The organism is Actinomycetota bacterium, assembly GCA_036280995.1.
GTDB lineage: Bacteria > Actinomycetota > CALGFH01 > CALGFH01 > CALGFH01 > CALGFH01.
In genome coordinates this window covers 1-12,120 of the sequence record DASUPQ010000608.1, presented here as the reverse complement: position 1 = coordinate 12,120, position 12,120 = coordinate 1, and the positions used below count along the sequence as shown (strand labels likewise).

The following is a 12,120-nucleotide window of genomic DNA, read 5'->3' as shown; positions in this document are numbered from 1 at the left end:
CGAACGACCCCCAGGCCCGCTCCCGGAACGCCGCGGCCAGCCGCGCCACCAGGGCCGCGGTCAGGGGGAAGCCGAGGATGACCGCGAACGCGATCAGGTCGCCGAAGATCCACACCCACCAGACCCGCTGCCCGGTCCCGGGGGCGCGGCTCCAGAAGTCGTCGACGGCGACCACGGCGCCGACCACGTCGTAGCCGGTGGTGGCCAGGAGCAGCCCGGCCAGCCCGAGCACCACGCGAGCACCTTCATGGCCGGCCGAGCGTACCAGCGCGGGAGCGGAACTCCGGGGAGGTCGGCGGCCTCAGCCGGCGTCCCGGACGTGGACCAGGAGCTGCTCGCGGACCTCGGCCGAGCGCTCGATCGGGGGGCCGTGGCCGCAGCCGGAGAAGACCAGCTCGCGGACCGAGCCGCCGCCGGCCTGGTAGCGGTCCAGCATGGCCCGGGTCTGGGCGATCTGGGGCTGGGGCGGGTACACCTCCATGCCCGGCCAGCCGGGCACCGCCTCAAGCCGGCCCAGGGTGCCGAAGTCGAACATCGACGCGTCGGAGATCACCTGGTCCTGGTCGCCGCGGAGCCAGAGCACGGGCGGCTTGACCGGCAGGTCGGCGAAGGCGCTGGTGTCGCACCACTTGCCGGAGAAGGCGTTGTTGACCCCCGAGCGCCCGGGGGCCACCCCCGGCCAGTTGGGCGAGGTGGTCACGTCGCCCGGGTAGGCGGTGTCGCCGACGGCGGTCAGCAGCACCTCGTCCATGAGTTCGTCCTCGTCGGGCGCCTTGTAGGCGGGCGACCAGAAGAACGTCCGCATCACCACCCGGGGGCTGGACACCGGGTCGTCCTCGGAGGTGTCGCCGGCGGCCATGCGCCGGACGAAGTCGGGGGCGGCCGTGCCCCCGCCCGTCCCCGCCCAGTCGTCCCAGCACGGGGTCCCGTCGACGTCCTTGCTGCCCCCGAACCCGTACGGGGACAGCGGTGCGACCAGGGTGACGCTGGCCAGCTGGTCGGGGTGGTCGATGGCGTACTGCTGCACGACCCCGCCGCCGTTGGACCAGCCGGCGACGTGCAGCCGACGGTTCCCGGCCCAGCCGAGCGCCTCGACCAGGGCGTGCAGGTCGTCGCTCCAGTCGCGCAGGCCCCTGGTGGCGTCGACCGGCTTGCGCTCGGTCCGCCCGAACGATCTGAGATCAGGCGCGACCAGCCGGTAGCCGCCGGGGAACCCGTCGGCCACGTCCTGCCAGAACCGGCCGGTGGTGATGTTGCCGTGGACCAGCAGCACCGGCACCCCGTCGTCGGGCCCGCTGACGAAGCAGTGGGTCCGGATGCGGCTGGTCTCCACCATCACCCTGTCCATGGCCGGCCTCCTCGGGTCGTCTGGTGCCACGTAAGGTAATGGCTGGCGCGGCCGGAAGGGAGGGCCGGTGGGGCTCGGGGTCGAGGTCGAGGCGGGCGGGGCCGGGTTCGACGCGGCCCGGCTGCGCCGGATCGACCGGCACTTCGCCCGCTACGTGGACGACGGCCGCCTGCCCGGCTGGCTGGTCCTGGTCAGCCGGCGCGGCCAGGTCGTCCACCTGGCCACCTGCGGCCGGCGCGACCTGGAGGCCGGCCTGCCGGTCGAGGCCGACACCCGCTTCCGGCTCTACTCGATGACCAAGCCGGTGACCGCGGTCGCGGCCATGCAGCTGTACGAGGAGGGGGCGTTCGCGCTCAAGGACCCGGTGGCGCGGTTCATCCCCTCCTTCGCCGAGCTGAGCGTCTACCAGGACGGCCCCGCCAGCGCCCCCCGCACCGTCCCGGCCACCCGGCCGATGCGGCTGTGGCACCTGCTCACCCACACCGCCGGCCTGACCTACGGCTTCCACTACGCCCACCCGGTCGACGCCATGTACCGGGCGGCCGGGTTCGAGTGGGTCGCCCCCGAGGGGCGCGACCTGGCCGAGTGCTGCGACCTCTGGGCCGGGCTGCCGCTGCTGTTCGAGCCGGGCAGCGAGTGGAACTACTCGGTCGCCTCCGACGTCCTCGGACGGGTCGTCGAGGTCGTCACCGGCCAGCCCCTCGACCAGGTCTTCCGCGAGCGGATCTTCGAGCCGCTGGGGATGGAGGCCACCGGCTTCTGGGTCGAGGGGGATGCCGCCGGCAAGCTGGCCGCCCTCTACACCGCCGCCCCGGCCGGCGGGCCGCCGGTCCGCAACGACGACCTCGGCGGCCGGGCCCTGCGCCGCCCGGCCTGCCTGGCCGGCGGGGGCGGGCTGGTCTCGACCGCCGCCGACTACCACCGCTTCACCCAGGCCCTGCTCCGCGGCGGCGAGCTCGACGGGGCCCGCCTGCTCGGCCCCCGCACCCTCGCCTACATGGCCCGCAACCACCTCCCCGGCGGGGCCGACCTCGAGTCGTTCGGGCGGCCGCTGTTCGCCGAGACCACCTTCGACGGCGTCGGCTACGGCCTCGGGTTCGCCGTCCTGCTCGACCCTGTCGCCAACAAGGTCCTCTCCACCCCCGGCGAGCTCGCCTGGGGCGGCGCCGCCAGCACCTTCTTCTGGGTCGACCCGGCCGAGCAGCTCACCGCGATCTTCCTCACCCAGCTGATGCCCTCCAGCGCCTACCCGCTCCGCTCCGAGCTGCGCCAGCTCGTCTACCAGGCCCTGGTCGAATAGAACAGCGGTCGAGTGTCCGGCGCCGCATGCCACGCCGAGCCGTTGTGCAGCGCCGTGGCTTGCGCGCCGCCCCCGGCGGCCACAGAACCCCTCAAACCCGGATGCTCGAGCGGTGTTCTAGCGGGGCCGGAGGCGGGACAGGACCGGCGGCAGGTCCCCGGGGTGGACCACGCCCAGGCGGGCGGTGGTCCGGGTGAGGGCGACGTAGAGGTCGTTGGCGCCGTGGGGGCCGGCGGCGAGGATGGCCGCCGGGTCGGCCACGACCACGGCGTCGAACTCCAGGCCCTTGGCCTCGGCGACGGTGAGGACGGCCACCGGGGCGTCGAGCACCGACGGGCCCTGGCGGGCGGTGGCCGCGGGCACGGCGGCCCCGATGGCCCGGGCCAGCTCCTCGGCCCGGCCGGGCGGGACCAGGACGGCCAGCTTGCCGTCGCCGACGGCGGCCGCCTCGGCGGCGACCACCTCGGGCAGCCTGGCCGCCAGCTCGCCCGGGGCGACCTGCAGGTGCCAGGGGGCGGCGCCGCCCTCGCGGGCCGAGCGGGGCGGGGCCAGGCCGGCGTCCATGGCGGCCAGCACGTCGGCGGCCACGGCCATGATCTCGGCCGGGGTGCGGTAGTTCACCGTCAGCTCCTCGACCCGCCAGCGGCCGGCGGCGTGCGGGTCGAGGGCCTCGGCCCACGAGGCCGGGCCCCACGGCGCTCCGGTCTGGGCGACGTCGCCGACCACGGTCATCGAGCGGCTGGGGCTGCGCCGCATCAGCATCCGCCAGGCCATCGGCGACAGCTCCTGGGCCTCGTCCACGATCACGTGGCCGAACACCCAGCCGCGGTCCTGGCCGGCCCGCTCGGCCAGGCCGGCCTGCGGCCCCCGCGCCTGCCAGCGGCCGGCCAGCAGCGACGGGTCGATGGCGCTGGTGTCGGGGGCGTAGCGGGCGGCGTCCCCGATCGAGGTGTTGGCCAGGACCTCGCGGGCGTAGGCGAGCTCGGCCCGTTCCTGCTCGGAGCGGCGGGCCTCGGCCCGGCGCGCCCTGGCGCCGTCGTCGCCCAGCAGCACGGCCGCCTCGTCCAGCAGGGGCACGTCGGCCGGGGTCCAGCCGGGGTCGCCGTCCGCCCGGGGGCGGCGCAGCAGCAGGGCCCGCTCGGACGGCTCGAGCCCGGCGCCGGCCGCGGCCAGGCGCTCGCGGGCGGCGAGCAGGTCGCCGACGAGCTGCTGGGCGGTCAGCTTCGGCCACAGCCGGTCGAGGGCGGCGCGCACGGCCGGGTTGGCGGCCAGCTCGGCCCGGATCTCGTCCAGGTCGGGGTCGAGCAGCCGCTCGTCGGGGAACAGGTCGACCAGCAGGTCGTCGTCGGGCAGGTCGACCTCGGGCAGGTCGCGGGTGAGGGCGGCCACCATCTGGTCGGCCAGGGCCTGCACCAGCTCACGCCGGAACACCGACCGGGCCTGGTTGTGCGGGGTGCCGGCGGCCCTGGCGGTGCGCCGGGCCTGCGCGCAGGTCGCCGGGTCCAGGCGTAGCCGCAGCCCGCCCACCTCGACCACGACGTCGGCGTCGGGGACCCGCTGGCGGTCGGTGACGGCCGCGGCCAGCACGCCGACCATGCGCGGGTCGCCCTTGACGGCGGCCACCTCGACCGGCTCCTGGGCGGTCGCGGTCACGCCCGGGAACAGCCCGCCCACGGTGGACAACAGCACGTCGGTCTCGCCCAGCGACGGCAGCACCTGGTCGATGTAGCGCAGGAAGGTCGGGTTGGGCCCGACCACCAGCACGCCCCGCCGGGCCAGGCGCTGGCGGTGGGTGTAGAGCAGGTAGGCGGCCCGGTGCAGGGCCACGGCGGTCTTGCCGGTGCCCGGCCCGCCCTGCACGACCAGGACGCCGGGGAGGTCGGAGCGGATGATCCGGTCCTGCTCGGCCTGGATGGTGGCCACGATGTCGGACATGCGGCCGGTGCGGCTGGCCGTGAGGGCGGCCAGCAGGGCCGCCTCGCCGCTCAGCCCCTCGCGCTCGTCGTCGCTGAGCGACTCCGGGTCGAGCACGTCGTCCTCGATCCCCAGGACCTCCCGGCCGCGGGTCCGCAGGTGGCGGCGGCGGACCACGCCGCTCGGGGCGGCCCAGGTGGCCCGGTAGAACGGCTGGGCCGCGGGGGCGCGCCAGTCGACCAGCAGCGGTTCGCGGTCGTCGTCGAGCAGGCCAAGACGGCCGATGGACAGGTGGCTGCCGTCGGCCCGGTCGAGCCGCCCGAAGCAGAGGCCGTGCTCGGCCGCGGCCAGCTGGGCCAGGCGCCCGCTGTGCCTGGCCACGAACGCGTCCCGGTCCACCCGGGCCGCGACGTTGCCGCCGCCGTCGTAGCCCAGGGCCCGCTCCAGCTCGGCCTGGGCGCGCTCGCGCAGCGTGTCCAGGCGCCGGTACAGCATCGTCACGTAGGCCTGTTCCTGCTCCAGCTCAGCGGCGAGATTCTGCATCCTTGACAGGTGCCTCCGTTCGCGCTACCGTTGATGCGGCGGTTCCTTCGCCTATTTAGGGCTGCTTGCGCAGAATTCTGACTGTAGCACCGGGCGCGGCCAAGGACCAGCCGTCAGCCACGATTCGCGGCCAAGACCAGCCCCCACCGTCTGCCCGCCGCGCCTCCTACCCCAGCGTTGCCAGGGCGTGGGCGAGGATCTCCAGGCCCTCGTCGGCTTCGGCCTCGGTGACGATCAGGGGCGGGGCGATCCGCAGGACGTTGCCGTACAGGCCGCCCTTGCCGACCAGCAGGCCGCCGCGCCTGGCCTCCTCCTGGAGGCGGGCCGCCCGGGCCGGGGCGGGTCGCCTGGAACCCGGCTCGACCAGCTCCACGGCCCGCATCAGGCCCTTGCCGCGCACGTCGCCCACGGCCGGGTGGCCCTCGGCCAGGCGGCGCAGGCCGTCGGCCAGGCGGGCCCCGACCACCCGGGCGTTGCCCTGGAGGTCGTGGGCGGCCAGGTAGTCGAGCACGGCCAGGGCGCCGCTGGCCACCAGCGGGTTGCCGCCGAAGGTGGAGATCGAGTTGGCCGTGACCGAGTCCATCAGCTCGGCCCGGGCCACCACCCCGCCGATGGGCAGGCCGTTCCCGATGCCCTTGGCGAAGGTGAGCATGTCCGGCACGATCCCGTGCGCCTGGTAGCCCCAGAAGTGCTCGCCGGTCCGGCCCCAGCCGGTCTGGACCTCGTCGGAGACGAACAGGATCCCCTGGTCGTCCAGGACCTCCTTCATGGCCCCGAACAGCCCGTCGGGCGGGACGGCGAACCCGCCGACGCCCTGGACCGGCTCGGCGATCATGCACGCCACCGGCCCGGCGGTGCAGGTGTCGAGCACGTCGCGCAGGTCGTCGACGCAGGCGGCGATGTAGCGGTCGTCGGGCAGGTGCCCGAACGGGCTGCGGTAGCGGTAGCCGCCGTGGACGTAGCTGACGTTGACCGGGGTGAGGCTGGACGCCGACCAGGACCGGTTGCCGGTGACCCCCATGGCCGCGTACGAACGGCCGTGGTAGCTGTTGCGCAGGGCCAGGACCTGGTTGCTGCGCCGGAACGTGGTCGCCAGCAGCAGCGCCGCCTCGTTGGCCTCGCTGCCCGAGTTGGTGAAGAACACCTTGGCGTCGGGGATGCCCGACAGCTCGGCCACCCGCTCGGCCAGCTCGACCTGCTGGCGGATCAGGTACAGGGTCGAGGTGTGGACCATCCGGCCCGCCTGCTCCCGGACCGCCTCCACCACCTCGGGCGGGTTGTAGCCGATCATCGTGGTCAGGATCCCGGCGAAGAAGTCCAGGTAGGTGGTGCCCTCGCCGTCGACCACGCGGCAGCCCTTGCCGTCGACCAGCTCGATCGGCTCGTCGTAGTAGAGGGCCAGCCAGGACGGCAGCACCTTGCGGTGGCGGGCGAGCAGCTCGGCGTGCGACATGACCCCTCCGCTGGGACCTCGAGGATGTGCTGGTGGGAGGATATCGCCCATGACCAGTCCCGACGTCCCGCGGGCGGCGATCGTCCGCCCGCCCGCCGACGCCTTCGCCCGGGCCATCTCCTCCAGCGGCGCGGCCATCGACCCCGAGCGGGCCCGGGCCCAGCACGCCGCCTACCGGGCCGCCCTGGCCGACCTGGTCGAGGTGGTCGCCCTCCCCGCCGACGAGGAGCTGCCCGACGCCTGCTTCGTCGACGACTGCGCGGTCGTGCTCGGCGGCCAGGCGCTGCTGACCCGCCCCGGCGTCCCGTCGCGGGCGGCCGAGCCCGAGCGCCTGGCCGGGACCCTGGCCGCCCTGGTCGACGACCTCCACCGCATGACCGCCCCGGCCACCCTGGACGGCGGCGACGTGCTCCGGCTGGGCCGGGCCCTGGTCGCCGGCCGCTCGGCCCGGACCAGCCAGGCCGGGATCGGCCAGCTCACCCGGTTCGCCGAGGCCGCCGGCGGCCGGGTCGAGGTCGCCGCCGTCCCCCCGGGCACCCTCCACCTCCAGAGCGCCGTCACCGCCCTGGCCGACGACACGGTCGTGGGCACGGCCGAGCTGCTGGAGCAGCCGGCCCTGCACGGCGTGACCAACAAGGTGGTCGTGCCCCCGGAGGAGACGGCCGCCGCCAACGCCCTGGCCGTCGGGACCACCGTGCTCCTGCCGGCCGGCTGCCCCCGGACCGCCGCCGCCGTGGCCGCCCTCGGCTTCGACGTCCGCGAGCTCGACCTGAGCGAGTTCGCCAAGGCCGACGGCGGCGCCACCTGCCTGTCGTTGCTGGTCTAGTCGGAGGACCGGGCCGGGCGCCGGGCGAGCAGCAGAGGGCGGACGTCGGCGGCGAAGGCGGCGATGCGGTCCTCGAGGCCGGGGGCGTTGTGGTCGAGGTCGACCACGAACCCGTCGGCGCCGCCCTCCAGATAGTCGTTGAGCTGCTCGGCCACCCAGCGGGCGGGCCCGGCCACCATGTGCCGGCCCCGCTCGTCGGTGGCCTCCTCCTCGAGCCGGTCCTGGACGGTGACGGCCAGCCGCAGCACCACCCGACCCTCGGGGACCTCGGCCCGGAACTCGGCCGCCATCGACCGCAGCTCCCGCAGGGGCAGCGCCACCGGGTGCCACACCCCGGTCTTGGCCGCCCGGCGGACCGAGTGCCGCGACACCCCGGCAACCCACAGCTCCAGCCCCTCGGGCCGGGTCGGCGCCGGGGCCAGCCAGGCGTCCGACACCTCGACCGGGCCGTCGGCCAGGACCCGGCCCGGCGCCTGCCGGACGAGGTCGCCGGCCAGGTCGAGCCACTCGTCCAGGCGGCGGCCGCGGCCGGAGAAGGATGCGCCCAGGGTCTCGAACTCCTCCGGCATCCAGCCGGCGGCCACGGCCGTGACCAGCCGCCCGCCCGACAGGACGTCCAGGGTGACGAGCTGCTTGAGGGTCAGCAGGGGCTCGCGCTGGGGCACGATCAGGGCCGACACCCCCAGCCGGAGCCGCCGGGTGCACCCGGCCAGGTAGCCGACGGTGACCAGGGCCTCGGCCACGGTGCCGTAGATGCCGGCGTGGCCCGACGGCGGCAGGACGTGGTCGGTCATCCAGCCCGAGTCCAGGCCCGCCGCCTCGGTGGCGGCGGCCGCGGCGGTCAGGCGCCCGGGGTCGAACGCGTCGCCGTAGTTGGGCAGGACCACGCCGAGGTGGGGACCATCCATGGGCCCAGGCTACCAACCGCCGTGGACGGCGGCCGGGCCGAACCGCGAAGATGGCCGGCATGCAGCGGACCGTCTTCGTGTTCGACCTCGACGGCACCTTGGTCGACAGCGTCTACCAGCACGTCCTCGCCTGGCAGGAGGCGCTGGAGGGCGAGGGGATCGAGCTGTCGGTGTGGCGCATCCACCGGCGCATGGGGATGAGCGGCGGGCTGTTCGTGGGGGCGCTGCTGCGCGAGACCGGCCAGCCGGTCGACGCCGAGCTGGTGGCCAGGCTCCAGCAGGCCCACGCCGAGGCCTACCGGCGCCGGGCCGGGCAGGCGCGGCTCCTGCCGGGGTCGCGCGAGCTGCTGGCCCGCCTGACCGGCGCCGGGGTGCCGTGGGCGGTGGCGACCAGCGGGCTGATGGCGGCCGCCCGGCCCACCCTGGAGCTGCTGGAGGTGCCGGCCGGCGTCCCGGTGGTGACCCGCGACCAGGTCCCCCACGCCAAGCCCGACCCCGACCTGTTCCTGGCCGCCGCCGAGCGCCTCGGGGTCGACGTCGCCGACACGGTCGTGGTCGGCGACTCGGTCTGGGACCTGCTGGCGGCCCGGCGGGCCAGGGCGCTCGGCGTCGGCCTGCTGTCGGGTGGCTACGGCCGCGAGGAGCTGGAGCGGGCCGGCGCCTACCGCGTCTACGAGGACCCGGCCGACATGCTGGCCCACCTCGACGAGGTCGGGGTGCGCGACCCCGTTTAGGCGGCCCTTACCCGGGCGCCCGTACCGTGAGCGGGTCAGGGCCGTCGAGAGAAGGAGGCTCGCTTGCCAGAAGAGCCGGTCACGACGGCGCGGACGGGATGGCGGCCGTGGCGTGCCATCCTCGTCGCCACCGTGCTCGCCGGGCTGGCGGTGGTGCTGTTCGCCACCAGTGCGTTCAGCAGCTCCGGCAGGGCATCTGACTCCGGCGGCGGCTCGCCCGCCGTCGAGCAGGTCCAGCAGACGCCCGGGTACGACGGGCGCGACTGCCCCGACAAGTCGGGGCGGGGGCGTTCCGGAAGCCCGAGCGACGCCAGCCTGGACGTGTAGCGCCGTCCGACCTGACGCGGAGCGCCCGGCCGCCTGCTGGCCGGGCGCTCCCTTGAGCCTGCCGGATCACCGGGTTCGGGTGTCCTGGGCGGTTCAGCCGTCCGGCCAGACCCGGGCCCGGGCGCGGCGCATCCCGGCCAGCCAGCGGTCGCGGTCGGCGGCCCGGCGGCGCTCGAACTCGGCCACCTCGGGATGGGGCAGGATCAGGAAGCGGCCGTCGGCCAGGCCGCGGACGACCGCCTCGGCCACCTCGGCCGGCTCCAGCAGCGGCCCGGCGGCCAGCACCGCCGAGCCGGGGCCCAGCCCCTCGGTCATGGCCGTGCGCACCCCCTGGGGGCAGAGGCACGACACCCCGACCCCGGCGTCGCCCCAGCGGATGGCCAGCCACTCGGCCAGGGCGACCGTGCCGTGCTTGGTCACCGAGTAGGGGGCGCTGTCCATGCTGGCCAGCAGCCCGGCCGCCGAGGCGGTCAGGAGCAGGTGCCCCCGGCCCCGGGCCGCCATCCGCGGCGCCAGCACCCGGGCGACGTGCACGTGGGCGAGCACGTGCACGGCGAACGACCGCTCCCAGTCCTCGTCGGCGCCCAGGTCGTGGCCCAGGGCGACCCCGGCGTTCGAGCACCACAGGTCGACCGGCCCGGCCTCGCCCTCGACCCGCTCGACCAGGGCGGCCACCGCCGCCGGGTCGGTCACGTCCAGCCCGGCGCCCAGCGGCGAGGGGCAGGCCAGGCCGGCCGCCACCTGTTCCGCCCCGGCGGCGTCGAGGTCGGCCACGACCACGGCCCGGGCCCCCTCGGCCGCGAACCGCTCGGCCAGGGCCCGCCCGATCCCCCGGGCCCCGCCGGTGACGACCGCGACCGCCCCCTGTAGGTTCATGGCATGCAACGCTACGGCATCACCGTCCCCGTCGACGGCATCCCGCTGGCCGGCCAGCGGGACCTGGTCGCCGAGCTGCCCGACCTCGGCTACACCGACGTCTGGTCGTCGGAGGTGGACAGCGCCGACGCGTTCACCCCGCTGGTCCTGGCCAGCGTGTGGGCGCCGGCGCTGCGGCTCGGCACGGCCATCGCGCCGGTGTTCACCCGCGGCCCGGCGACCCTGGCCCAGTGCGCGGCCAGCCTGGCCGCGGCCGCCCCCGGCCGGGTCGCCATCGGGATCGGCGCCTCCTCCGACGTGATCGTCGAGCGCTGGAACGGCCTCGAGTTCGACCGGCCGCTGCAGCGGGTCCGGGACACGGCCCGGTTCCTGCGGGCCGCGCTGGCCGGGGCCAAGGTGACCGAGCGCTACGAGACCTTCGCCGTCGACGGCTTCCGGCTCGGGCTGGTCCCCGACCCGCCGCCGAAGCTGCTGGTCGCCGCCCTGCGCCCGGGGATGCTGGGGCTGGCCGGACGCGAGAGCGACGGCGCCGTCCTCAACTGGCTCGCCCCGGGCGACGTCGCCACCGTCGCCCCGTACGTGCACGCGGCCGGCCCGGGCAAGGAGCTGGCGGCCCGCATCTTCGTGGCCGCCACCGGCGACCTCGACCAGGCCCGGGCCATGGGCCGCCGGGCCCTGGCCGCCTACCTCAACGTCCCCGTGTACCGGGCCTTCCACGAGTGGCTGGGCCGGGGCGAGCGCCTGGCCCCGATGTGGGAGGCGTGGGCGGCCGGCGACCGCCGGGGGGCGCTCGCCGCCATCCCCGACGAGGTGGTCGACGACCTGCTCGTCCACGGCCCGCCGGCGGCCTGCCGGGAGCGGGTCCAGCAGTACGCCGAGGCCGGGCTGCACACCCCGATCCTGTACGTGCTGCCCGTCGGCGGCGACATCCGCGACACGGTTCGGGCCCTGGCCCCGGCCGCCGGCTGACCCGGCGCTACAGGGTGGTGAGGCCGCCGTCGACCGGGAGGACGGCCCCGGTGACGTAGGCGCCGGCCCGGCTGGCCAGGTACAGGGCCGCCCCGGCCATGTCGTCGGGCCGCCCGATGCGGCCCAGCGGCGCCGCCGCCGCGATCTGGTCGCCGAACCGGCGCAGGGTCTCGGCCATCATCTTGGACTCGAACGGCCCCGGGGCGATCGCGTTCACGGTGATCCCCCGCGGCCCCAGCTCCCGGGCCAGCACCCGGGTCAGGTGGTGCAGCCCGGCCTTGCTGGCCGAGTAGGCGTAGGTCGGCATCGCCGGCACCCGCAGCCCGTCGATCGACCCGACGTTGACCACCCGGGCCGGGTCGCCGGGCCCGGCCGCCGCCTCCAGCAGGGGCAGCATCGCCCGGGTCAGGAAGAACGGCGTTTTGAGATTCAGGTCCAGCACCTTGTCCCAGGCCGCCCCCGGGTACTCCTCCAGCGCCGCCCCCCAGGTCGCCCCGGCGTTGTTGACCAGCACGTGCACCCGCGCCTCCCGCTCCCCCACCGCCGCGGCCAGCCCCCGGCAGGCGTCCTCGGAGGACAGGTCGGCCGGCAGGGCCAGGCACTCCCCGGCCGCCGACAGCTCCTCGGCGACCCGCCGGCACACCTCCGCCTTGCGCGAGCTCACGTACACCCGGGCCCCGCCCTCCACGAACCCCCGCGCGATCATCAGCCCGATCCCCCGGCTCCCGCCGGTGACCACCGCCGTCTTGCCCTCCACCGAGAACAGGTCGCCCACGCCGCTCCTCCAGCTATCCCCCTACCATCTCTCTGCTGCTCGGTAGGAATTTCCGGACTGGTAGACGCGCATCTCCAGGTCGGACGCTGGCACTGGCGCATCCACCACCTGCGACGCATGCGCCGTCGTCGCGATCACGGTTCCGGT

At 75.8% G+C, this 12,120-nt stretch carries 12 protein-coding genes; 5 read left to right on the top strand and 7 right to left on the bottom strand.

The window, feature by feature from the left end; all coding sequences use genetic code 11:
- Both VF468_20575 and VF468_20570 read right to left on the bottom strand, forming a co-directional pair.
- Positions 1-235 (bottom strand): hypothetical protein (locus tag VF468_20575; protein ID HEX5880686.1); only part of this gene is annotated, 235 nt, incomplete at its 3' end.
- Between the two features lie 66 nt (positions 236-301).
- Positions 302-1,348, bottom strand: a complete 1,047-nt coding sequence (locus tag VF468_20570) for an alpha/beta fold hydrolase (protein HEX5880685.1) — start codon at positions 1,346-1,348, stop codon at positions 302-304.
- A 67-nt stretch (positions 1,349-1,415) separates the two neighbouring features.
- Between VF468_20570 and VF468_20565 the strand changes: the two genes are divergently transcribed.
- Positions 1,416-2,648, top strand: coding sequence for a serine hydrolase domain-containing protein (locus VF468_20565; GenBank protein ID HEX5880684.1), 1,233 nt, complete (start codon positions 1,416-1,418; stop codon positions 2,646-2,648).
- 117 nt (positions 2,649-2,765) lie between these two features.
- Here VF468_20565 and VF468_20560 read toward each other — a convergent pair whose 3' ends face one another.
- A complete protein-coding gene (locus tag VF468_20560; GenBank protein ID HEX5880683.1) occupies positions 2,766-5,105 on the bottom strand; it encodes an ATP-binding domain-containing protein in 2,340 nt (779 codons plus the stop codon).
- Between the two features lie 166 nt (positions 5,106-5,271).
- Positions 5,272-6,558 (bottom strand): aspartate aminotransferase family protein, encoded by a 1,287-nt coding sequence (locus VF468_20555; GenBank protein ID HEX5880682.1) that lies wholly within the window; start codon positions 6,556-6,558, stop codon positions 5,272-5,274.
- Positions 6,559-6,607: 49 nt separating this feature from the next.
- Between VF468_20555 and VF468_20550 the strand changes: the two genes are divergently transcribed.
- Entirely contained in the window at positions 6,608-7,384 is a 777-nt protein-coding gene (locus tag VF468_20550; protein ID HEX5880681.1) for an arginine deiminase family protein, read from the top strand.
- Here VF468_20550 and VF468_20545 read toward each other — a convergent pair.
- Positions 7,381-8,292 (bottom strand): LLM class flavin-dependent oxidoreductase, encoded by a 912-nt coding sequence (locus tag VF468_20545; GenBank protein HEX5880680.1) that lies wholly within the window; start codon positions 8,290-8,292, stop codon positions 7,381-7,383. The two genes, VF468_20550 and VF468_20545, sit on opposite strands and share 4 nt — an antisense overlap.
- Before the next feature lie 59 nt (positions 8,293-8,351).
- Between VF468_20545 and VF468_20540 the strand changes: the two genes are divergently transcribed.
- Together VF468_20540 and VF468_20535 are read left to right on the top strand one after the other, a co-directional pair.
- Positions 8,352-9,026 carry an HAD family hydrolase gene (locus VF468_20540; GenBank protein HEX5880679.1) on the top strand — a complete coding sequence of 225 codons (675 nt, stop codon included), beginning with the start codon at positions 8,352-8,354 and terminating at the stop codon, positions 9,024-9,026.
- 63 nt (positions 9,027-9,089) lie between these two features.
- A complete protein-coding gene (locus VF468_20535; GenBank protein ID HEX5880678.1) occupies positions 9,090-9,353 on the top strand; it encodes a hypothetical protein in 264 nt (87 codons plus the stop codon).
- Positions 9,354-9,446: 93 nt separating this feature from the next.
- Here VF468_20535 and VF468_20530 read toward each other — a convergent pair whose 3' ends face one another.
- Positions 9,447-10,229: an SDR family oxidoreductase gene (locus tag VF468_20530; GenBank protein HEX5880677.1), complete on the bottom strand. Its 783-nt coding sequence runs from the start codon at positions 10,227-10,229 to the stop codon at positions 9,447-9,449.
- Positions 10,230-10,232: 3 nt separating this feature from the next.
- Between VF468_20530 and VF468_20525 the strand changes: the two genes are divergently transcribed.
- Entirely contained in the window at positions 10,233-11,198 is a 966-nt protein-coding gene (locus tag VF468_20525; GenBank protein HEX5880676.1) for an LLM class F420-dependent oxidoreductase, read from the top strand.
- 7 nt (positions 11,199-11,205) lie between these two features.
- Here the strand turns inward: VF468_20525 and VF468_20520 are convergent, their stop codons facing one another.
- Positions 11,206-11,973, bottom strand: a complete 768-nt coding sequence (locus tag VF468_20520; GenBank protein HEX5880675.1) for an SDR family oxidoreductase — start codon at positions 11,971-11,973, stop codon at positions 11,206-11,208.
- Between the last annotated feature and the right edge of the window lie 147 nt (positions 11,974-12,120).